This window comes from Streptomyces sp. NBC_01481, assembly GCF_026339995.1.
In the GTDB taxonomy this organism is placed as follows: Bacteria; Actinomycetota; Actinomycetes; order Streptomycetales; family Streptomycetaceae; genus Streptomyces.
The window spans coordinates 1,051,175-1,074,263 of the sequence record NZ_JAPEPT010000003.1 but is presented as its reverse complement, the minus strand read 5'-3'; the positions used below and the strand labels follow the sequence as shown (position 1 = coordinate 1,074,263).

The window sequence follows — 23,089 nt, the reverse complement described above, 5'->3', positions numbered from 1 at the left end:
GTCAGCGCCTCCCGGGCGTGTCGCGGCCCCGGAGCACGGCCAGGGACAGATCGATGACCGGCTCCAGCACATTTACCGGGAAGACAGGGCCGTCGATCCCCCTGACCCGCTTGCCCTCGCTGTCGTACCGGAACAGGTCGCCGTTGTTGACTCGTCGGCCGAAGGGCTTGTCCTTCTCCCGGTGGAAACCGATTGCGGACGTGGCGTAGTAGCGGACCCGTCGCTGGTCGAACCTCCGCTCCAGTGAGGCGCGCACCAGATCGGATGCCTTGTCCTGGGCATGGTGCTGACAGAGCCAGTTGAAGTAGGCGTGGGCATTGGCCTCGCTGATGGTGGGGGTGTGCGGGAAGTCTGCGGCAGGGATCACGAAGTGCCCGTCCAGCGCCGGTTCGTACACATGCTGATGGTCGAACTTGGTGATGCAGACGGCGACGTGCTGGGGCAGTCTCCCGCCCACGAGACCCTCGCTGCGCCCGACCACCTCGTCCAGCATGTGCTGGAAGAACCCCATCGTCTGTTCCTCCTGGTCGTCCCGGTCGATCAGTGGGTTGTGGAGGTAGACGAACGCATCCGCCCGCGCCAACTGCCGGGCGACCGACGGGCGGTGGGGGCTCGGGGTCCGGAAGTCGAAGATGCTTCCCGGCAGATCCTGGAGGTGCAGGGTGAACTGCATCGACTGCTCGGCCTTGCTGCGGGGCCGCAGGAGGGAGGCAGGTATGTCCCGGGGCCTGCGCCGTCCGGGCTCAGGGGTGCCGAAGACGGTCCAGCTCGTGGGCTGCCCCGGGTTCACCGTCGCTATGGGCAGCGAGCGTCCGGAAGTCATGGCGTCGATGACCGCCTGCTTCAGCCGGCGCGACTCCTCGTCCTGGGCGTCGATGAGCCAGTTGCCCTTGAGTTCGGTGCGCAGGGATGCGAGCAGCAGCGCCCACAGAAACGTGGTCTTCCCGGCCTGGGTCGGCGCCCAGAGGGCGATCTTCACCCCGCCGTCGTCGGGCCAGCTCAGCTCGTCCGGCGGTGTGCCCGGCGTCTTGGTCTCCCGCTGGCCGAAATTGAGGTCAGGTCCTTCTGATGTGGTCATGGTGGTCCACCTGTCCTTACGCCGAGGGTGTGAGCGGTGCGAGCGGGAAGGGGACCGGCCTCGCCGTGCGGGCCGACGGCGCCAGCGTGTTGGCGGCGTCCGCGAAGAACTCGGGGTCGGGGTCGGGGTCGTCGTCCGTGCCGAAGACCGCGCTGCTCTGCTGCTCGCCGCTCTCGACGGTCAGCTCGATGACGTCCCAGCCGTCGTCGGCGGCCTGCCGCCAGGTCTGGGCCGCGCTGCGCGCGGCCTCCCGGTCGTCGTAGTCCCCGTCCCCCGGCTCGGGTTCGACCAGCAGTACGGTCCGTCCGAGCCACTCGCCCGCCTCCCGGGCCAGGGTCCGCCAGTCCAGGCCCGCCGGGCAGGGCCTGGGGTAGCCGCCCCACTTCCCGTCCGGGTCGCTGTAGGGTGCCCGGCTCGCGACGACGAGCAGGGATCGGTCACCGTCGTGCCAGCCTCCGAGTTCGGACATACCGTCCAGTGCGTCCTCCAGTGCCGCGGCGTAATAGAGCACGGGCGCGTCGAACTCCTCAAGATCCTTGAGCTCTTCCAGCGCCGCGTCGAAGGACTTGAGCGGACGCTTGGGCGCGAAGGGCCGTGCACCGGGGTCGGTCCGGCCGCTGCGGTCGTGGTCATGGCGCCAGTAGGGGCGCACGCTGACATGGACAAACTCGGCCGGTCTTCCCTCCCTCACGTGCTCCAGGAGCCGCAGCGCTCCTTCGATGCGCAGCGCGTTGCGCTCGCCGCCGATCTCGATGAGGACGACCACGTCCAGCGGCAGCTCCCGCTGTGCGCGGTCCATCCGGTCGAGCAGTTCTCGCCAGGTAAGCGGTGATGTCTGCTGCTGGAGCCTGCCGTCCACCGAGATGCGTACGTCTCCCTCCCCTTCCAGGGTGAAGTCCAGACTCACCGAGGCGTCCGCCCGGACCTCCGTCTCGACGGCGCGGACCAGCTCCCACTCCTCGCGCCGCTCGCCGGTCAGGTCGACCACGGCGATCGCGATATTCACCGCGTGCGAGCCGTCCGGTGCGGGCGGTGTGCGGACCTCGACGTGCTGGGCGCGTGAGGACGCGCCACCCGTCACGGTGAACAGCGGCAGCGGTTCGACGACATACAGGCCGGTGAGCTCGTCGTGACGGGTGAGGGCGAGGGCGTAGGCGTGCTGGGTCGGCAGTCCGCCCAGCAGGTGGTCCACGGCCTCGGCGGGAGTGACCGACGGCTCGGCGAACAGTGTCGCCGCGTTCCGGTGGCGTCGGCGCAGGATGCTCATCAGGCGCTCCGCCGGCGGCCAGCCGGGCAACTGGGAGATCAGCACGACCCTGCCGCCCTCCGCGAGGCGGCCGACCGGCGCCAGAGCCTCTTCGGCGACGGACAGTTCGCCCACCCCCGCGGTTCGTCCGCCCGCGAGCACGAAGCGGGCGTGGACGGGGTCGTGCGGCAGTGAGGGAACCAGCGTCTGCCAGGAAATCGTTCGCGACTCCGCGCTGTTCAGTCGCCCGCCGGGGCCACGGGTGACCGCGACGGCATACAGGCCGTCACAGCCGAGGACGGCAACCACGATCCGGTCGGCCTCACCGTCGGCGAGGGCACGCAGTACGGGTGCGGCGTCGCCGGACCTGGGCACGGGCTCCGCCGCCAGTAGATCCTCGGCCGCGCGGCGTTCCTCCGCGCTGACAGGTGCACCTGAGGAGCCGATGGCGTATGTCATCAGCCGGTCGGTCCACTCGGCGGCCTGATCCCGAGGAGCACCGTGTGCGGCGCGCAGTGCTGCCCGGATGCCCAACCCCCGCCGTGCGCGGTCGAGTTCCGTACGCAGAGCAGCCTGAGACTCACCGGTGACCGGACCGGCGACGAGCGGGCCGGTGATGTCCCAGCCGCAGTGCGCGGTGTCGGGTGAGGTTCCGGGCACACCGCAGACCGGGCACGCGGGAAGGCCCCCGGCTCCGGGGCCGGTGCCGGAACCGCGTCCCGGCAGAAGAGAGGGTGGTGCGGTCATACCGATGGCTCCCGGTAACTCGTCGGTACATCGTCGGCGGTGAGCGGAGCGGTGATGTCGGGCCGGCTGCGGGTGCGCTCGGCGGTTTCGCTGATACGCACGGCCCAGCGCTGATGGGTCGCCTCGGCGAGGTTGCGCATCTCTCCCGCGTTGCCGAAGGTCTTGGCGTCGCGGTTGTCGTACAGATGGGTGACCAGACGCAGCAGGTGGTCGCTCAGCGCCAGGTCCGGGGTGTGACCGATGGTGGCGAGGATGCCCAGCAGAATGGCGTGGAGCTCTTCGGGGGTGTAGTCGGCGAAGTCGAGTTCGTTGCCCCGGCTGAAGCGCCGCCGCAGTCCCGGGTTGCTGGCGAGGAATCTGTCCATCTCCTGCGAGTAGCCGGCAACGATCACCACGAGGCGTTCGCGTTCGTTCTCCAGTCTGCTCAGGAGGGTGTCCACGGCTTCCTGGCCGAATCCGCCGCGGCCCTTGGCGGTGAGCCGGTACGCCTCGTCGATGAGGAGCACCCCGTCGATCGCCGAGTCGATGACCGCGCTGGTCTTCACTGCGGTACCGCCGATCACGTCCGCGACGAGTTCGTTGAGCTCGGGGCTGACGAGGTGGCCTCGCTTGAGAACGCCGAGTTCCCGGTAGAGCTGCCCGATGATCTCCGCGACTGTGGTTTTGCCGGTTCCCGGATTGCCCCGGAAGACGAGGTGGCGCGAGGGCGGCGGCACCTTGACGCCCTTCTGCCGCAGCTGCTCGTCCACGGGCGACAGCGCGATGAGTCCCCGTACGTGCTCTTTCACGCTGTGCAGGCCGGTCAGGGCGTCGAGCCGTTCGAGGGCGCTGCGGTCGTCGCGCTTCCGGCTGAGCCAGTGGCCGATCTCCGCCTCGGTGAACTCCCCTACCTGGGACAGCCGTTTGAGCCAGGAGCCGGCGAGGACGTCACCTTGCGCGGTCATCACGTTGACGAGCCTGTCCACCTGGTCCCAGTGCGGGACGACCAGGCCGTGGCGCAGCCTGGCAAGCTGGACGAGCCGGTGCAGCTCAGGGCGTTCCGGCGTGCGGATTTCTCCCGCGATCTTCGATCCGCTGCGCCCACTGCGCCGTTCCACGTAGTCGGCGAGGGCCGCGGAGCTCCCGTACCGCCTGATCGCTTCGACGATCTGGGCCTGGCTGGACGCCGAGAAGACGAGGACGCACAGGTTGGTGCCCGCCGCGCCCTGGACCCACTCGCCGAGGCGTCCGGCGAACTCTCGCCCGGCTTCGTTGCGGGCGAGAAAGTCCTCGGCCAGCTCGACGACGACCGCCGTGCGTAAGTCAGTGCGTCGCATGTAGGCATTCAGGGTCTGCACGGCAGCGGCGTCGGTGATGGTGCCGCCCGTGCGGCCTGTCGCAGCCGGTGCCTCGTCGCCCTGCCCGTGGGCGAGGTCGGCCTGTTGTCCGGCTCCCCTGCCGAACTGGACACGCCGGCCCTGGGGGCCCACGATGGCGCGCGAGCGGCTTGGGCCGCCGGGCCGCCGGACGCTGAGCGATTCGGCGTCCAGGAAGTGCAGGGGCTCGGTACTGGAACTGAAGACCACGCGCCGGTACCCCGCGTTCTTCAGGAGCAGCAGAAGCGCCTCCTTCAGGGACCGCTGCTGGTAGTCGGTGCAGATGAAGGAGTCCTCGGTGCCGCTTCCGTACAGGACCAGGACGGGGTCGCCGGATTCGAGATGGAGGGCCTCTTCCAGCCGTTCCACGGTGGCGGGTGCCAGAGTTGCCGCCCGGTCGGCCGCGGCGGCGGTCATTCCGCCTCGATGCGCAGCGGGGAGCGGGTGGGCACATAGGCCGTCTGCTCAATCCGGCGCAGGTCGGCGAGGCCGGGTTCCGGTTCGCCGGTCGCTTCCGGTTCGCGCACCTGAATGCCTGCGTCACGCAACCGGGCGGCCAGCGACCGGGCCCTCCCGAGCCGGATCTCGTCCGCACCGACGGCGTCGTGGAAGGTGGCCATCTCCAGTACGCAGTCGGGCCGTTCGCCGGGCAGCTGGGACACGGTGATGACGATCTCGCTGCCGTCCTCGTGGTTCACCTTGGCGGTGAAGGCGCCTCGTTCGTCACCGCCCTGATAGGTCCAGCCGTCCATCTGGTAGCCGTTCTCGATCAGTACGTCAACGGCGGTACTGGCGACATCGGCGCGCACCTGCGAGGCGAGCTGCTCGGCCCCCGCGAGCTGATTGATGTCCTTGAGGTGTTCGTACATCCGCGGCACGCGGTGCTCGAAGACCTGGCGCATGTCCTCGACGGACGAGGGACCCGACTCCTCCCTGACCCGGCGCAGCTCCGCCTCGATCTGGCGGTCGAGCAGGGTCAGGCTGCCGCTGCTCCACCGGTCCACATCCACTTCGGAATCGTTGACTGAGCCGTCGATGTTGACGCCGGAGCGGCGGCGGTTGTGATCGACCTGGTCGGCAAGCCTGCGCAGCGACCCGTCGGCGAGACTGCGCATGGTGCGCCATTCGCGGTCCCGCAGCTCCAACGCCACACGCAGCTCACCGAGTTGCAGCCAGCACTCTTCGGCTGCGGCGAGGGTGGCCTCGGAGAATCCGGCGCCCAGATTGGCCTCGGCGCGCTCGATGCGCTGTTCCAGCTGGGCCAGCCGGCCGGGAGCGAACCGCTCGTGCGGCAGATGGCGGCGGATGTGGCCGGCCACCAGGACGGCCTGCTGAAGTGATTCGGTGGCCCGGGCAGTCGCCCGGTCCCGGTCGCCGAAGAGTTCGCTCATGCCTTCCTGCAGCTCGCTGACCTGACGGGTGCGCTCGGCCCGTTCGGCCGCGAGGACCTCCTCGGTCCAGCGATGTTCCGTTTCGATCAGCGCGTGGGTTTCCGCGCGTACATCGGTGATGCCCGCGTCGATCCTTCCGATGAGTTCGGCTTCCTGCTCCGCCATGCGTCGGGCATGTTCCTCCAGGCGCTTGGCGGTCCGCTTTTCGAGATCGTTCATCTGCTTTCCCGCGGCGGAAAGCGATTTCTCGAATTCGCGCTGCCGGGCCTCCACGGTGGCGAATCCCCGCTCGAAGTCGCGTCGTGTGGTGCGGCGTACGTCGTCGAGAAGCGACGGCAGACTCTGGTTCAACTCCCGTAGGGAACGCGCGGCCTGGTGCAACCGCTGCCATTCGGCCTCGTCAACGACGATGCGCTTTCCTCGGCTCATGTTGTCTCTCCCCGCGCGGCGGAATGTAAGGAAGTACGAGGGGCCCTCGCGGCGGCCACGTCGGCCGCCGCCGGATGACGCACGGAGGACAGCAGCCCGGGGGGCGGTACTCCGATGATCGTCAGTTCGCTGCCCCGCACGGTGACCCGGGCGGAGCGCGGCCCGTCGGCGAGGGCGGACGCCGCGTGGCGCAGCCTGCCGGTCAGATGGTGAACGGTCTGGTTGGCGCTGCCGCGCAACCCCCGGCCGTCGTCGAGCCGGGCGACGTACTGTCCGTCGATCAGCACGTCGAGCCGGCCGAGCAGGTCGGCGACGCCGGGGTACGGCGGCCGACGGCGCAGGCGGGAGAGCCGGAAGCCGGTGAAGCAGATGATGTCCGGCTCGGGGCGCCCGAGCGCGAGGGCACGAGCGCGTGCGTGGGCGGCGAGGGCAGCGAGGCCCTCGGCCTGGCGCATCGGCTCCCCTCCGGAGAAGGTCAGGCCGGTGACCCGCGGGTCGGCGAGCAGCCGCTCGGCGAGTTCCCCGGGATCGATGACCTGAGCGGGCCGGTCCGGGATCCATTCGGGCGCCATGCAGCCACGGCAGTCGAAAGGACACCCCTGAACCCACACCACCCCCCGTAGCCCGGGCCCCAGCACGGTGGTCGTCGCCGCAGCAGCCACATTGAGCGCGGGAGAAACCAAGAGGAACACCCCCCGTTCCACTTCTTTCATCCGGCAAGACAAACAGCCTTACTGGAAACTGGAATTAATCATAGGTCATACGGCAACTGCCGACAGCTCTTTGAATGAATTCCATAAGTCCATCCATCTCCAGGGCATAGCGGATCCGCAAAGCATTGGCCAATGATTCATCCTCGGTGGAGGTCATGCCGAGCTCCCGAAGAATCGCGATCCGCACATTCATGGCGTGCACCAGCCACAGCGCGTTGGTGTCGGCGTCCACGCGCAGCAGTTCATGCCCCAGCGCCTCCGCCTCGTCGGCCGCCTCCAGCGCATCCGTGGGGCACCCGGCGGCCAGCCGGTGCAGAGCCTGGGCGATGAGCGCATCGCGGACACCCCACTGTGCTCCGGCCGTACGGAACTCCGCTTCGGCCACCACGGAGTCGTCCAGGGCCAAAGGCAGGTCCCCCAGAAAACTCCGTACGTACGAGCGGCGCAGCCGCCACTCCGCCGCGAACCCCCTGTTGTCCGCCGAGCCCTCGTAGGCCGCCACCAGCTCGTCGCACAGCGGCAGCGCGATCTCCTGGTGGCCGGCGGCGACATGTGTGTACGCCAGAGCGCCGAGGCTGTCGAGCACCTGCGGATCCCCGGCGGCCGGGCCCGCCAACGTCCGGTAGGAGGCGAGGGCCTGTCCCAGCGGAACCACGGCGTCGTCCAGCCGTCCCTCAAGCCGCATTGCCTCGCCCTGCAGCCGCAACCCCCGGGCCAGCGCGCGCGCCGGATCGTCGATCTTCCCGCACACCTCGCCGACGCGGGCGAGATCGCGCAGGGCGCCCTCCGTGTCCCCGGCGCGGATACGTAACTCGACGAGGTAGAGCATCGGATGCGGCGCGTGCGCCAGGGGCGCACAGACCTCCGGAGCCCCGAAGAACTCCCTCTCGACGCCCTCGGCGACGAACTCGATCGCCTCCGTCAACCTCTCCCGCAGCACAAGGAGTTGGCCGTGCTGGACCAGGGTGGTGGAGATCAGGCCCGGGTTGGTCTCCGCGAGGACCCCGCGAAAGCGCAGATGGCGTGCCTGGAGCCGCTCGGACACTCCCAAGGCCTCCACCACGCGTTCCAGTTCCACCAGGGTGACCATCTGCTGGGACATGGCGCGCGCCACCGGAGACAGCAGCCGTCCGGGCCGGGTCTCCAGCAGTTCGGCACCCACCGTGGAAGCCCGCGCGTACGCCGCCAAGGCGTTTTCCTGTTCCTCCAACGCGGCCTCGATACCGCCCAGGCCGATCAGCTCATCGACAAGCGCGGCCACTTGGCTGGCTCCCGGGTCGGTGTCGGCGAGCGACTGGCGCAGCTCCACCGTTCTGCGGGCGTAATCGCGTGCCTCACGCCAGTGTGTCTTCTCGGCGTCCTCCTGGGGCACCACCCACAGGCTGAGGTCGTGCAGCAGATCGGCGGCCTCGCCCGGGAGCGTGACCCCGTCCTGGTTGTCGCCGGGCTCGGCAAGGGCCAGCGCCTCCCTGGCCAGTTCGACGGCCCGTTGCCGGTCCGTGTCCGCGCACTCCTTGGCCAGCCGGTGCCGTACGAGGACCTGGGAGACCGTGTCGGGCGAGACGCCTTCCGCGATCTCCACGGTCTTGGTCGCCAGGCGCAGCGCGAAGTCGGCTGTCGGCTCGAGTTCGTGGCCCTCGCCGGCCACCAAGTCCTCCGGACGGGGCAGCAGTTCCAGGAGGGATTCGGGGAGTGCGGCACCCATGTCGCGCAGCGAGGCCAGGGCGTGCACAAGCAGAAATCCGGCACGTCCGTAGCCCGCTTCGCGATGCTGGGCTGCGATCGCCGCGGCGCTGCGGCTCATCTCGCGCGCCCGCTTCGTCTCCCCGGCTTCGAAGGCGATGTGTGCGCGAGCCACCAGAAGAAAACACAGAGCCGTGTTCAGTGCCCGGATTCCCTGGCCGTTCAGCCATGTCAGGTGTGCCAGGGCCTCGTTCAGCAGTCGCTCGGTGTTGCGCGTGTCCTCGGCGGCGAAAGCGGTGATCGCCCGCGCGGATGCGACGGCGCCCAGTTCCAGGCCGTACAGGTCCCGGTTCTCCAGCGCTTCGGGCGGCAGGGAATCGTGTGCGGCGTTCGCCGCCCGCTGCGCCCGTTCCACCTGTCCCATCACGACGAGGATCTGCGCCTTGGTGGCCAGCGCCGCCGATACCATGGCCGCGTTGTCGATGACCTCGGGCGGCAGCGTGCGCATGGCGGCGATCGCCTGGTTCACGAGGTTCTCGGCCTCCGCCGCGCGCCCTGCGACCAGCAGAGCCTCCGCCGCCGACAGCAGGGCGACGACCCCCGAGCGTCCCGGTTCCTCGACCGTGCGGCAGATCCCGACCGCCTTCTTGCAGTACGCGACGGCTTCTTCGGCCCGCCCGGAATGGGCGAGTCCCACGCCGAGGGCGCCGTATGCGACGACGATGTCGTCGGTCTGGCTGCCCGGGTTCTCGCGCTCCAGTTCCTCGTACTGAACCACCGCGTCGCGCAGCGCCGCGACCCCCGCGGCGAGGCTGCCCGTGGAGATCAGATCCGCCCCGTACTCCAGCAGCAGCCAGGGAGCCAGCTCGGACGCGTCGAGGTGGCCCATCAAGAAGCTGGACACCGGCGTCAGTTCGACACTGCTGACCGGCATGGCCTCCACGACGGCTTCGATGACGCCCTCGTCGAGTGCTTTCTCGGCGAGGACTTCCTTGATGACGGAGCCGAGGCCTCGGCCCACGCTCGGCGCGAGACGGACGGCGACGGGGAGGCGTTCCAACTGCCGCTTGCTCAGCAGGGTCACGGCAAGCGCTTGTGCCTCCTTGGGGCTGTGCTGTGCGGCGCGGGCGAGCACGGTGAAGGCGTGCCGCAGCCGGTGCTCGTCGAGTCCGGTGAGCGCCTTGTCCGCCATGAACGGCTGCCGTCCGAACTCGACGGCGACATGGTGCTCTCCGATCAGGTCGGGGCGCAGGGGTGCCCAGTACCGCGATCCGTCGGCCTGGCCCACCGGGTAGAGCGAGCTCAGCCACTCCGCGATTTCCAGGCTCGTTCCCGTACGGAAGCCGAAGACCCGGCTGATGAGCTCGACGGCGGACTCCTGGTCGTCCGCACCGACGAGTACGGACAGCGCTACGGCCAGATCCCGTTCGGAGGGTCCGACCTCCTGACTCAGCCGGTTCTTTCCGCTGCGGGTCCAGTAGCTGCGCTCCCGGAGCAGGAGTTCCTTGATGACCTCTGTGCCAGGCGTGACCGTGTGCTCGACCAGGGGGTTCTCCCGCGCTTTGAGGAGGGCGAGCAGGGCCGCAGCGTGTACCTGGAGTACCGGCGGGTGGTCGTCGGGGCACGTCTCCAGGGCAACCTGGGTGGGCACGGGTACACCGTGCCGCTTCGCGAACGCCTCCAGGGCGAAGGTGAACTCCGCCTGCCAGTCCTCGTCGGTGTCCGCGAGGCCGGCCAGCCCCAGCACATGGCGGCTGTCATCCGCCTGGCGCCGCATCGCGCGGTCGGCGAGCTGCTCGCGCAGCGCCTTGGTCCACCAGGCTCCCGCCCTCCGGGCCAGCAGCAGCAGACGCAGGGTGGAGGACTCCTTGAAGTACTGGCCGCACAGATCAAGCAGTGTGCCGAGGTTGGACAGGCTCTCGGCGTAGTCGATCACCACCAGGGTGGGCTCTCCCAGCCCGGCGAGCCGCTTGATCATGTACGCCAGCCGCTCGGGCGACTGGTGGGTCACGGCCGCGCCGAGGGATCCTGCGATCCATCCGGCGCGCCGTCTGTCGTCCAGCAGTTCCAGAGCCGACCGGGTCTTCCCTGCCCCGCCCTGTCCGGTGACGAGCCGCAGGGATACGTCCTCGGCCGACTCGCACCAGCCGATCAGATCCCGTTGCCACTGGTCGCGGCCGTGGAAGGGGACGACTCCGTATTCGGGGCGCAGGGGCCACGAAGGGCTGTCCGCCTCGTCCGGCTTCGGCATGCGCCGCGGCATCGTCAGGAAGTCGTCGAGTTCGGGAAAGAGCGAGCGGCGCCGCGCCGCCCGCCAGCGTCCGCCGCGGTTGACGAGTGTGGCCAGGGTGGGGTCGCGCTCGATGAGGGGCGGGAGCGAGACCGACCATCCTCCCGCTGCAAGGCGCCGGTCGTCGGCGGTGCGCTTGATGACGGCGCAGATCCTCCCGGTCCGGGTGTTGAGGACGGGTGCGCCGCTCATTCCGGGCAGCATCACTCCCTCGCTGACCTGGAGCAGCTCCACCCCATCCAGGACTGTGGTGCCGAGGGCGCGGTAGTCGGCCCGATCCTGCAGGCGACGGGTGCCGTCGAACCGGCTCGTGAAACCGACCGTGCTGAGCTCGCCAGGCCCGCTCCGGGTGCCGGCAGGCTCCGTATCGAGGTCGGCGAACGGATGCCCGGAAAAGTGCGGAGTCTCGACGACGGCCAGATCGGGCAGCGGGTAGTTGCCCCGCTGGGCGGGCGCCGGCAACTCTTCCGGCAGTCTCAGCTTTACGGTTGCGGGCCGGGCCTCGCCCCGCCAGTGGACGGTGCAGTCGTCCTGCTGTACGACGTGTGCGGCCGTCAGGAGCGTCCCGGGCGCGATGAAGAACCCCGTCCCGTTCTGGCCGCCGCAACTGATCCGCGCCGTCACGGCCAGGAGCAGGTCGGGCAGCGTCTCCCGTAAACCCTCGTGCCCCACGAAGCCTCCCCCAAGGCTGGTGTGCTGCCCCGTGTGCACCAGGCGCAGGGCGCAGGCACGGGCCATGGCCGGATTCCGGTCGGAACGGCCACATCTGGACTATAGGTCTGGCTGTATTCGCTATGCCAGGGTCTGACTGGATCCGTCCGGATGGATCGTCAACTCGTCCACTTCTGAAGAAAATTGACACCTGAAGACAGAGCCGGACCGGTATTCCCGTCAGCCCTCATGCCCGCCAACCACCCAGTCCTCGTTGCCGTTCGGCGCGACGGTAACCTCGAAACCGCAACCTGACACCACTTGTCCTGATGGACGCGCTTGACCAGCGCCGACGGGTCGTCGGGGCGCCCTGAGAGCGCTCCACACCCGAGCGTAGATGCACAGTGAGGAGAAAGCCCTGGACGGCGAGGAGCGTCGACGTGCCATTCTCGCGGTTGCCCGACGCAATGGATCGATGGAAGTCGCCGCCGCCGCGGCGGAGTTGATGGTTTCCCCGGAGACCGTGCGGCGGGATCTGCGGGTGCTGGAGGAGTACGGCCTGGTCCGGCGTACGCACGGAGGGGCCTACCCTGTCGAGAGCGCCGGATTCGAGACGACGCTCGCAGCCCGCACCACCCGGTACGTACCGCAGAAGGCCCGCATCGCCACGGCAGCCGTCGAGTTGCTCGGCGAGGCGGAGACCGTCTTCGTCGACGAGGGCTTCACCCCGCAGCTGATCGCCGAGGCGCTGCCCCAGGACCGGCCACTGACCGTCGTCACCGCGTCACTCGCCACCGCGGGCTCGCTGGCCGGGCGGGAGCACACACAGGTATTACTGCTGGGCGGGCGGGTGCGGGGCAACACGCTGGCCACGGTGGATCACTGGGTGACCGGGATGCTGGCGGGCCTGGTGATCGATCTGGCGTACGTCGGGGCCAACGGCATTTCCCGGGAGCACGGGCTGACGACGCCCGATCCGGCGGTGGGGCATGTGAAGGCGCAGGCCATGAAGTCGGCCCGGCGCCGGATATTTTCCGGCATACACACCAAGTTCGGCGCGGTGAGTTTCTGCCGGTTCGCCGAGGTAACGGATTTCGAGGCCATCGTCACCGACACCTCGCTCTCGGCCGTGGAGGCCCAGCGCTATGCACAGCTGGGCCCCCAGGTCATCCGGGTGTGAGCGGTCCGCTCAGCGCTTCCTGGCCCCTGCCGGGTCGGCCCGACAGGTCGTCCGAAGTGACGAAGACACTTCGGAGCTAGGTTCTGTCCGGTCGATCAGGCCGGATCAGTGAGCGGCCCGCCGCGGAGCGGCTGATGTCACTGTGGTGCGTGCGATCGCAGGCCGGAGGATGGGGGTCCCCCCGCCGAAGGCAGGGGGAGAGCCGACGCGGAGCGTCGGCGACTGACGACAACGCAGCGAGCGTGCGTGCCAGGGCACGCGAGCCCGGCAAGATCGACCGGACAGGGCCTAGGCGCAGGATGGGCACAGTCCGCGGTAGGTGACCTCGACCTCGGACACCGTGAAGCCGAACCGTTCCCCTGCCGGGAGGTCGGCCAGCGGATTGCCGGTCGGGTGGACATCGCGGATGGTGCCGCAGTTGGAGCACACCAGGTGCTGGTGCGGATGGTGTGCGTTGGGGTCGTAGCGCTTGGCGCGGCCTTCGGTGCAGACCTCTATGACCTCACCGAGGGAGACCAGCTCGCCCAGGGCGTTGTAGACGGTCGCCCGGGAGATCTCGGGCAGCCGTTGTGCCGCGTGGGCGTGCACCTCGTCGGCCGTGAGGTGCACGTGGTCGCCGTCGAGGACCTCCGCAACGACACGCCGCTGGGAGGTCATCCGCCAGCCACGCCCCCGCAGTCGCTCCAGCAGGTCGCTCATATCGGTTCACCTATTCAGGTTCGGTGGGATACCCGAAGTTTACCGGTGGACATCCGGGTTCCGATGGGATACGGGTTTGGCGCGCTTATTGACTTGGATTCTGTCCATTGTAGGATCGGTTCCGGTGATAGCCAAGGGACAGGAAGACTCCAGTACGGCAGGAGAGACGTGATGGCCGGCCGCCAGGCCCGGTGCGAGGGACGTGTCGTATCGACGCTGACGTCGGCTGCGCGGTCGGCGAGACCCCTGCCTGACCCGGTCCGACGACCCCGGCTTCTCGATCGACGAGGCCGAGGTCACCTACTGGGGCCCGTGCCCCGACTGTTCCACCGCCCGCAGTTCCTGAGCACCATGATCCGCCTGGTCCGGAAGGATTCCCATGTCTGAGAACCACGATGCAATCGTCACAGACGCGAAAACGGAGGATGGAGGTGGCTGCCCGGTCGCGCACGGGCGCGCCCCGCACCCGACCCAGGGCGGCGGAAACCGCCAGTGGTGGCCGGAGCGGCTCAACCTGAAGATCCTCGCCAAGAACCCCGCCGTGGCCAATCCCCTCGGCGAGGAGTTCGACTACGCCGAGGCGTTCAAGACCCTCGACCTCCCCGCAGTGAAGCGCGACATCGAGGAAGTGCTGACGACCTCGCAGGACTGGTGGCCCGCCGACTTCGGGCACTACGGCCCGTTCATGATCCGTATGGCGTGGCACAGCGCGGGCACCTACCGGATCAGCGACGGCCGCGGCGGCGCCGGGGCCGGCCAGCAGCGCTTCGCCCCCCTCAACAGCTGGCCGGACAACGGGAACCTGGACAAGGCCCGCCGCCTGCTGTGGCCGGTCAAGAAGAAGTACGGCCAGAACCTCTCGTGGGCCGACCTCATGATCCTCGCCGGCAACGTCGCCCTGGAGTCGATGGGCTTCGAGACCTTCGGCTTCGGCGGCGGCCGTGCGGACGTCTGGGAGCCCGACGAGGACGTCTACTGGGGTCCCGAGACCACCTGGCTCGGCGATGAGCGCTACACCGGCGACCGGGACCTGGAGAACCCCCTCGGCGCGGTGCAGATGGGCCTCATCTACGTCAACCCGGAGGGCCCGAACGGCAACCCGGACCCGATCGCCGCGGCCCGCGACATCCGCGAGACGTTCCGCCGGATGGCGATGAACGACGAGGAGACGGTCGCCCTGATCGCGGGCGGTCACACCTTCGGCAAGACCCACGGCGCGGGCCCGGCGGACCACGTGGGCGCCGATCCCGAGGCCGCCTCCATCGAGGAGCAGGGCCTCGGCTGGAAGAACACTTTCGGCACCGGCAAGGGCGCCGACGCGATCACCAGTGGCCTCGAGGTCACCTGGACCAGCACGCCGACCCGGTGGAGCAACAGCTTCTTCCAGAACCTGTTCGGCTACGAGTGGGAGCTGACGGCGAGCCCCGCCGGCGCACACCAGTGGGTGGCGAAGGACGGTGCCGGTGCGGGCACCATCCCCCACGCCCACGACGCGTCGAAGAGCCTGGCCCCGACGATGCTGACGACCGACCTCTCGCTCCGGTTCGACCCGGCGTACGAGCAGATCTCGCGGCGTTTCCTGGAGAACCCCGACGAGTTCGCGGACGCCTTCGCCCGCGCGTGGTTCAAGCTGACCCACCGCGACATGGGCCCGGTCGTGCGCTACCTCGGCCCGGAGGTCCCGTCCGAGACGCTGGTGTGGCAGGACCCCCTGCCCGCCGTGACGCACGAGCTCGTCGACGCCGCGGACATCGCCTCCCTCAAGGCTCAGGTCCTCGAATCTGGCCTGTCGGTGTCCCAGCTCGTGTCCGCCGCGTGGGCGTCGGCCTCGTCCTTCCGTGGCAGCGACAAGCGCGGCGGCGCCAACGGTGCGCGCATCCGCCTCCAGCCGCAGAGCGGGTGGGAGGTCAACGAGCCCGACGAGCTGGCGACGGTTCTGCGCACCCTGGAGGGCATCCAGGAGTCCTTCAACGCGGCCCGGTCCGGCGGCAAGCAGGTCTCGTTCGCCGACCTGATCGTGCTCGCCGGCGGTGCGGGCGTCGAGAAGGCCGCCAAGGACGCCGGCTTCGACATCGAGGTCCCCTTCACGCCGGGCCGCGTGGACGCGTCGCAGGAGCAGACCGACGTGGAGTCGTTCGCCGCGCTCGAGCCGACCGCCGACGGGTTCCGCAACTACCTCGGCAAGGGCAACCGCCTGCCGGCCGAGTACCTGCTGATCGACAAGGCGAACCTGCTGACGCTGAGCGCCCCCGAGCTGACAGTTCTCATCGGTGGCCTGCGCGTCCTGGGCGCGAACCACCAGCAGTCGTCGCTGGGCGTCCTCACCACGACGCCCGGGTCCCTGACCAATGACTTCTTCGTCAACCTGCTCGACCTGGGCACGACGTGGAAGGCGACGTCCGGGGACCAGAACACGTTCGAGGGGCGCGACGCCGCCACGGGCGAGGTCAAGTGGACCGGCACCCGTGCCGACCTCGTCTTCGGCTCGAACTCCGAGCTGCGCGCGCTTGCGGAGGTCTACGCGAGCGATGACGCGAAGGCGAAGTTCGTGAACGACTTCGTCGCGGCGTGGGACAAGGTGATGAACCTCGACCGGTTCGACCGCGTCTGATCCCGCCTGAACATGACGTCCAGGCCGGCCCGCGCGGGCCGGCCTGGACGTTTTGGCAAGGCAGGCCACGCGCCATGAGGAAACGCACGCGTACCGCCGCTTCTCGCTGACCCGCCTCGACCGACTGCGCATTGCTTTCGACGCCATGCCCGATGCTCGAACTCTCCAGCAGAGCATGGCCGTTGTCCCCGCCGACGTCTGGTTCGCCGATCCCAACGGGCCCCCCGACCACCGTCGCCACCTGACCTTGAGGCGTTGTCTTCTACGTCGTGACGACCCAGATCTGGACGCTGCCCTGACCGAGGGCTTGTGCCACCGGCGCGAGTTCGCGCGCGGACACCTGGCCCCGTCGTAGCCCCTCACCTCACCTCACCTCAGCGTGACCCGCTCATCCCGTCCGAGCGTGGCCATTGCGGCGGTCCCCCGCGTCCACGCTGAAGGTCGACCCACCCCTGACGAGCCCGACAATCCCCTCTCGCCCGGTCGACACGCTCACTCCCCGCGTTTGCACGTGATTACGCTCTGTGTTCCTATGGTCACCGTCAGTAACATTCGGTCTATTCCGTTTGCATATTCATCACCCGCCCCCAGGGGGAGAGTCATGCATACGGAGGCCGACAGGCCAATAGGAGTCCCATGTCACGACCACGACTGTCCAGGCTGATCTCCGCCTGCGCCGTCATCTCCGCCCTGACCACCCCCCTCGTCACTGTCCTCCCTGCCGCCGCTCACGACGGCGCGTCCGAGCCGCGTTCCCTCCCCCGGGTGACGGAAGGCGACACCGGCGGCAAAGTCACCGTAGACCCGGCCGAGGCCGCCGTCCTCGGCCAGGAGCACGCCGAGACGCACGCCAGGGCCCGCCGGGGAGCCGAGGACCTCGGCGACTACTCACAGCTGATGCGTACGGCACGCCTGGAATCGCTCACCAAGTCCCAGGCGAAGCACAACGCCGCGTTCAGCGCGCGGGATTTCGGCGTCTTCAAGGAGTACTTCCCGTCACCCGACTTCGCCGTGCACGTGGCGCAACTGCCCACCGGCAAGGTCCTGATGTTCTCCTTCGAGAGGATCGAGACCAACCCCACGAAGGAGACCGCCCCCACCCAGATCATCGGCAAGGCGAACGCGGGCCGGGCGCATCTGTGGGACCCGGCCAAGGGCCGCGGCCCGGACGCGTTCAAGGAGGTCACGCCGCCCACCGTGATGATGCCGGACGGCAAGGACGAACCACGTCCCGCGCCGTTCTTCTGCGCCGGTCACGCCTTTCTGCCCAACGGCATGCTCGGCGTCTTCGGCGGCAATCTCGGCGGCAACCACGGCTCCGGTGCCAAGCTGTCCCTCGTCTTCGACCCCTGGACAGAAACCTGGTCGATCAACGAGCAGATGTCCGTGGGCCGCTGGTATCCGAGCGCCGTGACCGGTGCCGACGGGCGGATCCTCATCATGTCCGGGCAGTCGGAGCTCGGCTGGGGCACGCCCACGCCCATCGTGGAACGCTTCCCGGCTCTCAGCCGCCCGGTCCCGACCACAAAGACCGACGTCCCCGAGAACGTGCCCGTGGACGTCTTCAAGGCGGAAGCCCCGTTCAAACACGACTATCCGCATCTGTTCTCCTTGCGTGACGGCAAGATCTACGGCCTCGGCCGCGATCACAACCAGCAGTGGCTCTTCAACCCGGTCACCGAGACCCGCACGAGCCTGCCCGACCGGCCCGGCGTCCTCATGCGCAATTACGGCTCCGCGGTGCCGCTGCCCGCCGGTTTCAAGGGCCCCGACTCGGTCCTCGTCCTCGGCGGCGACCGGGACGACCCGAACACGTACCAATTCGTCGGCGGCCAGTGGAAGACGAAGGACGCCCGTGCCTTCGGCCGTACGCAGGACGACACCCTGATCCTGCCCGACGGCACGCTGTTCACCGTCAACGGCTCCTACGACATCCGCGACTACGGGAACGGGCTTTACAACCCCAACGCCGACCTGAAGTACCGGCAGACCGAGATGCGCGACACCGACGGCAACTGGAAGCTCGGGCCCGCCCAGCGGCTGCCGCGCGGCTACCACTCCAACGCCGTGGTCCTGCCCGACGGACGCATCATGGTCACCGGCGACGAGGCGCAGCAGATCGCCAACGACCCCGACATCAAAGACGACATGGACGGCTCCATCGAGATCTACGAGCCGGCCTATCTGCACAACGGCGAGCGTCCCGACCTCTCCGCGGTGCCCCGGGGCACGGTCGGCTACGACGACCGGTTCACGGTCCTGACCTCGGACGCCGCGGACGTCAAGCGGGCCGTCCTGCTGGCCCCGACGACCGCGACCCACTCGGTGAACTTCAGCCAGCGCCATCTCGACGTCCGCATCAAGAGCCGGAGCGACGGATCCCTCGAACTGCAGGCACCGCCCACAGCGGAAGCCGCGCCACCGGGCTACTACATGCTCTTCCTCCTCAACGAGGACGGCGTACCGAGCGTCGCCAAGTTCGTGTCCTTCGGCCCGCCGAACACAGGCTGACGCCGCCCGCTTCCCGACGCAGGAATTCCATCCCCAACAACCCGAGGAACTGGAGACACGATGACAGACCTGACACTGCGGGAGAGCACGGAGATCCAGGGCGATGTGATCGCCGGCTTCAAGAAGGACCACGTACAGCTACTGTTCCTGAAGTTCGACGACGCGACACGGGCACGCACCTGGCTGCGCCGCCTGAAGCCGCGCATCGCCACGACCCGGCAGGTCGCCGCGTTCAACGCGGCCTTCAGCAAGGCACGCGGCAACACCGGCGGTGACGACCCCAAGGCGCTCACCGCCGTATGGCGCAGCGTCAGCTTCACCCACGGCGGCATGCAGACGCTGACGGGCAAGGACCCCTTCCCCGGTACAGCGGAAGGCACGACGCAGCAGGCGTTCAAGCAGGGCTCCGCCGTACGCGCCGGAATGCTCGGGGACACCGGGGAGAACTCCCCGGAGAACTGGCTCTTCGGCGACAGCAACGCGCAGCCCGTCCATGCGGTGCTCACCATCGCGGCCGACAGGGTCGCAGACCTTCGGGCGGCCCTCGCCCAGGAGCGGCAGGAAGCCTCCGTCCACAAAGTGGTGATCATCTTCGAGCAGGACGGCGGGACTCTGCTCGGTGACCGGAGGGGCAAGGAGCACTTCGGCTTCAAGGACGGCGTCAGCGAGCCGGCCGTCAAGGGATTCGACGAGCCCGACCCCAAGCGTCCGGAGTGGAAGAACGGACACCCGGGCACCCGGATCATCCCGGCCGGCGAGTTCGTCGTCGGTGAGGAGACCGTCAGCGGCAAGCCCTCCGGTCTGCCGGAGTGGGCGCGGAACGGCTCGTTCCACGTGGTGCGCAGGCTCGGCCAGGACGTTCCAGGCTGGTGGGCGCAGATCGGGGCGCGGCTGAAGGAGCTGAAGAACGCGAAGGCCGTGCCCCCGGAGGCCACCACGGAGTGGCTGGCGGCCCGGATGGTCGGGCGCTGGCGTTCGGGCACGCCCGTGGCGAAGTGTCCGCACGCCGACATGCCTTCCGACCCGGAGGCGGCGAACGACAACGACATCAGCTTCGCGAACGACCTGGAAGGGGAGATCACCCCGCTGTTCTCCCACCTCCGCAAGACCAACCCCCGCGACGGGCTCCTGTTCCAGAAGGGCGAGACGCCCGTACCGGAGAAGGGCAATCTCGACGGCCGGCGCATCATGCGCCGCGGCATCCCTTACGGCCTGCCCTTCGACCCGGCGGGAGCGGGCGGGCACGGTCCTGACGCCGCTCGCGGTCTGGTCTTCGTCAGCTACCAGGCCGACCTGGTGAGGCAGTTCGAGTTCATCCAGAAGGACTGGGTCATCGAGACCGGCTTCCCGAAGCGCGATCCAAAGGTCGGCGCGGATCCGATGATCGGCCCGACGACCGATGTCTCCTTCGCCGGCAAGCAGGTGCGGTTCGAGCAGTTCGTACGGACCGAGGGAGCGGTTTACGCGTTCACGCCGTCACTGTCGACCCTGGACCGCCTGGCTGACGGCAAACTGTCGGACGAAGCCCCGAAGATCAAGGTCCGGGTCACGGAGGACGGCAACCACGAGATCTCCGCCGTCTCCATCCTGGACATCGGTGACGAGGTCGACGCGGGCAAGGCGAAGCTGACCCTCCAGGACGACGGCAGGCTCGTGGTCTTCGACGAGAGGGAGAACCCCCGCTGGGCCTCAAACAACCCGGCCACGCGGGGCGCTCGCGCCGTCTTCCAGGAGGACGGCAACCTGGTGATCTACACGCCGGACAACCAGCCGGTGTGGGCGTCGGCGACGGCCGGCAACCCGGGCGCCATGCTCGCGGTCCAGGCCGACGGCAACGTGGTGATCTACACCAGCACGGGTGACCCCATCTGGCACACCAACACCCGGCACTGACCACCGTGAACGGGAGCAGTCCGCCGGAGCACCGGCGGACTGCTCCCGTGCGTCATGCCTCCGGTGTCTGAGAACTACTCATGGCCGCACCGGTCCGTGTGCGGCCAGGGCACGAAGCTTCCGTCCGCACGCTCCACCAGGAGCCGCTTTCCGTGTGCCACCACACCGCGCGGCTGCAGTCCGCACAGGCTTGCGCTCGTGTACGCGGCGCACATGCTGTTCAGGTCGTGGACAAGGCCGATCCTGAACAACGAACGGGTCTCCGCGATGGCCTCGTGGTCACCTGCGCGTATGACCACCCGAAGATCAGGTGCGACCGCCAGCGCGGCCACGGAGACCGCGATGTTGTCCAAGTCGTCCGAGGCGACGGCGGCCATCGCCTGCGCCTTGTTCAGGCCGAGTTCGCGCAGCACGAACCTGTCCGTCGCGTCGGCGACGACCACGGGCACGCCGAGCGCCCTGGCCAGCCTGAGGTTGGGAGCTGCCGGGTCCCGCTCCACGGCGACCACGCCGATGCCCAGGTCCTGCACCTGGGTACAGAGCCGCAGCCCCACCTGTCCCAGCCCGACCACCACCACATGCCCCGCCCGAGGAAGGGCCCGGGGACCCACGATGCCGACCGAACGCGGAGCCAGGAGACGATCGATCAGGCCTGCGGTGAAAACGGCCGTGAACACGATGGTCAGGAGCATCGCGACGCTGGCGAACACCATGTACGCGTCCGAACCGTGCGCGGACACGGGGCCGACGGCCGACACCGTTCGCGCCGCCTCGAACAGAGCCTCGACCGGCCGTCGGTGATGGAGAGTCACGGACCAGAGCCAGTCCAGGAACAGGACCAGGAGAAGCCCGGCGAGGCCGGTCAGCGTGATCCGCGAGCTGCTGTCGTGCGGCCGAAGCTGCCCCCGCATCCTCCCGAGCCGTGCCGTGTACCTCAGGGAGCGCGGTGGCCTGTAGGGCTCGAGGCGGACACTGTCCCCCTCCCGGCGGGCGGCGACGTGGCCGGAAGCGGTCCGCGTGAGGGCCAGCAGGTCGGACTCGACACATGCGGCCAGGAAGGTCGGTGCGACGACGTCCGCCGGGGAGGTGACCCGGCAGTTCGGGACCACACGTATCAGCTGCTCGGCCACCGTCCGGTCGAAGATCGTCACCACCAGCGAGACGTTCGGACGAATGTGCTCCACCGCAAGGGCATAGCGCAGGGACTCGACATCGTCATCGAGCAGGATCGCGACGCCTGCCACCTCCCGGTCCAGCGCCCGGCGCAGATCCTCGTCCGTGGGCTGAGCCAGGTGGCGCACCTGGTGACCGGCCGACTTCAGCGAGCCGCAGACCCTGCGCGCCACGTCGCTCCCGACGACGATGAAGCACTCCTCGGCACGCCTCCCGCCGGGAGGCGTGCCTGCGACCGGGTCCCCCTCGGTAGCGCCGCCGTCGCGCGAACGCTCAGAGTCCGAAGGTGCAGTCATCGGAACGGTAGGGATCGCAATCAAGGCAACGCAGGGCACCGCAACCGTCGCAGCGGACCAACGACTGCCCGCAATGGCATGCGGAGTCGTGCGTGTCCGGGGACCGGGGTGCATCGGCTGTGTTCCGAACGTCCGTCAAAAGCCGCTGTCCGTCGGGGCCAGGGCCGGTCGTGGCCGTCTCTGCGGGATCGCAGGCAATGCTCATCGGTACTCCCGTCACGAGGTGGTATGAGCGTCCCGGCCGACCATGGAGCACAGTGTCCGAGCTGCGTGGCTCGCTCAGCATCCGGGCTCCGGTTCGCCGTCGGGAAGATCTCGAAAGCCCATAACCCCGAGTTATGCGATTGCCGACCAGCACTGCAGCGGCGCCGCCGGGCCGCTGCGCATGGCCGAAGCAGCGGGGGCGGGGACGGAAGCAGGGACGGAGGCTTCGGCCAGGCCCGGAGCCCGCAGTTCGAACCAGACCGTTTTTCCTTGGTGAGCCGCACGGACGCCGCAGCGGTGGGACAGCTCATGGAGCAACCGCATGCCTCGACCGGATTCGTCGTCGGCGCCGGCCGCCATGAGGCAGGGGAAAGCCGGATGCGCATCGGTGACTTCGCACCGCAGTGACGTGCCGCGGACAGTCACACTGAGCAGGATCGGGCCGGCTCCGTGGCGTACGGCATTGGTAACCAGTTCGCTGACGAGCAGCTCGACGGTTTCCGATTCCTCAAGGGGCTGTTCGACCAGGGCGTCGCGGGTGAAGCTCCGTGCGGCGGCCACGGAAGCCGGGTGGCGATCGAACCATTGAGATCTGGTCTCACCTCGGTACGGCCTGGGAACCAGGCGGGTGGGGTGGGCCAGGCCATGGGCCGGGCGGCCGATCAGCGAGCCGTCCACGTCATTGATCGTCATGATCTGCCGCCCTTTTCGCATTCCGGATGACTTGAACATCTGTCTCCACAGAACGCCGGCGGCCACCAAGAGATCAACGCGTAAGCGCACCCATTAAGTGGAGGAAACGATGGGTAGCCCCACCGGCCCCGGATTTCCGGGTTCATAACGCCATGTGATGAACAGGTGAGAGCTGCCCGGGGCGCTGACCGGCCCGCACTATGTCCTCGAACCGACATTCAAGCGGATCCTGCTCAGCGGCAATTC

General features: G+C 68.9%; 13 protein-coding genes and 1 pseudogene. 5 read left to right on the top strand and 9 right to left on the bottom strand.

Translation table 11 applies throughout. From position 1 onward, the window contains the following. Nucleotide 1: 1 nt before the first annotated feature. The 6 genes from OOK40_RS21375 to OOK40_RS21350 are packed head-to-tail and all read right to left on the bottom strand — an operon-like array spanning nucleotide 2 to nucleotide 11,670. A complete protein-coding gene (locus OOK40_RS21375) occupies nucleotides 2–1,078 on the bottom strand; it encodes a hypothetical protein (protein ID WP_266484170.1) in 1,077 nt (358 codons plus the stop codon). A 16-nt stretch (nucleotides 1,079–1,094) separates the two neighbouring features. After that, nucleotides 1,095–3,071, bottom strand: a complete 1,977-nt coding sequence (locus tag OOK40_RS21370) for a hypothetical protein (protein WP_266484168.1) — start codon at nucleotides 3,069–3,071, stop codon at nucleotides 1,095–1,097. Then, the gene (locus OOK40_RS21365; protein ID WP_266484166.1) at nucleotides 3,068–4,843 is read right to left on the bottom strand and encodes an AAA family ATPase; all 1,776 of its coding nucleotides are present in this window, start codon (nucleotides 4,841–4,843) and stop codon (nucleotides 3,068–3,070) included. Before OOK40_RS21365 ends, OOK40_RS21370 begins: the two co-directional genes overlap by 4 nt. Continuing rightward, nucleotides 4,840–6,246 carry a hypothetical protein gene (locus OOK40_RS21360; protein ID WP_266484163.1) on the bottom strand — a complete coding sequence of 469 codons (1,407 nt, stop codon included), beginning with the start codon at nucleotides 6,244–6,246 and terminating at the stop codon, nucleotides 4,840–4,842. Before OOK40_RS21360 ends, OOK40_RS21365 begins: the two co-directional genes overlap by 4 nt. Then, nucleotides 6,243–6,959, bottom strand: a complete 717-nt coding sequence (locus tag OOK40_RS21355; RefSeq protein WP_266484160.1) for a 4Fe-4S single cluster domain-containing protein — start codon at nucleotides 6,957–6,959, stop codon at nucleotides 6,243–6,245. The genes OOK40_RS21360 and OOK40_RS21355 overlap by 4 nt, the downstream gene beginning before the upstream one ends. Nucleotides 6,960–6,993: 34 nt before the next feature. Then, nucleotides 6,994–11,670, bottom strand: coding sequence for a serine protease (locus tag OOK40_RS21350; protein WP_266484158.1), 4,677 nt, complete (start codon nucleotides 11,668–11,670; stop codon nucleotides 6,994–6,996). A 331-nt stretch (nucleotides 11,671–12,001) separates the two neighbouring features. Between OOK40_RS21350 and OOK40_RS21345 the strand changes: the two genes are divergently transcribed. Then, nucleotides 12,002–12,763, top strand: a complete 762-nt coding sequence (locus OOK40_RS21345; protein ID WP_266484499.1) for a DeoR/GlpR family DNA-binding transcription regulator — start codon at nucleotides 12,002–12,004, stop codon at nucleotides 12,761–12,763. A gap of 288 nt (nucleotides 12,764–13,051) precedes the next feature. Here the strand turns inward: OOK40_RS21345 and OOK40_RS21340 are convergent, their stop codons facing one another. Next, nucleotides 13,052–13,462, bottom strand: coding sequence for a Fur family transcriptional regulator (locus OOK40_RS21340; protein WP_266484156.1), 411 nt, complete (start codon nucleotides 13,460–13,462; stop codon nucleotides 13,052–13,054). Between the two features lie 215 nt (nucleotides 13,463–13,677). On the opposite strand from OOK40_RS21340, the pseudogene OOK40_RS21335 reads away from it, so the two are divergent. From OOK40_RS21335 to OOK40_RS21320, 4 genes and pseudogenes are all read left to right on the top strand, one after another. After that, nucleotides 13,678–13,808, top strand: a pseudogene (locus OOK40_RS21335) (transcriptional repressor); the annotation flags it as partial. A gap of 33 nt (nucleotides 13,809–13,841) precedes the next feature. Continuing rightward, the gene (gene katG / locus OOK40_RS21330; protein WP_266484154.1) at nucleotides 13,842–16,073 is read left to right on the top strand and encodes a catalase/peroxidase HPI; all 2,232 of its coding nucleotides are present in this window, start codon (nucleotides 13,842–13,844) and stop codon (nucleotides 16,071–16,073) included. Between the two features lie 636 nt (nucleotides 16,074–16,709). After that, a complete protein-coding gene (locus OOK40_RS21325) occupies nucleotides 16,710–18,584 on the top strand; it encodes a glyoxal oxidase (protein ID WP_266484152.1) in 1,875 nt (624 codons plus the stop codon). 60 nt (nucleotides 18,585–18,644) lie between these two features. Then, nucleotides 18,645–20,477, top strand: a complete 1,833-nt coding sequence (locus OOK40_RS21320) for a Dyp-type peroxidase (protein ID WP_266484150.1) — start codon at nucleotides 18,645–18,647, stop codon at nucleotides 20,475–20,477. Between the two features lie 74 nt (nucleotides 20,478–20,551). Here the strand turns inward: OOK40_RS21320 and OOK40_RS21315 are convergent, their stop codons facing one another. Both OOK40_RS21315 and OOK40_RS21310 read right to left on the bottom strand, forming a co-directional pair. Beyond that, nucleotides 20,552–21,946: an NAD-binding protein gene (locus tag OOK40_RS21315; RefSeq protein WP_266484148.1), complete on the bottom strand. Its 1,395-nt coding sequence runs from the start codon at nucleotides 21,944–21,946 to the stop codon at nucleotides 20,552–20,554. Nucleotides 21,947–22,282: 336 nt separating this feature from the next. Further along, on the bottom strand, nucleotides 22,283–22,909 hold the full coding sequence (locus OOK40_RS21310; RefSeq protein WP_266484146.1) for an ATP-binding protein: 627 nt from the start codon (nucleotides 22,907–22,909) through the stop codon (nucleotides 22,283–22,285). Nucleotides 22,910–23,089 lie beyond the last annotated feature (180 nt).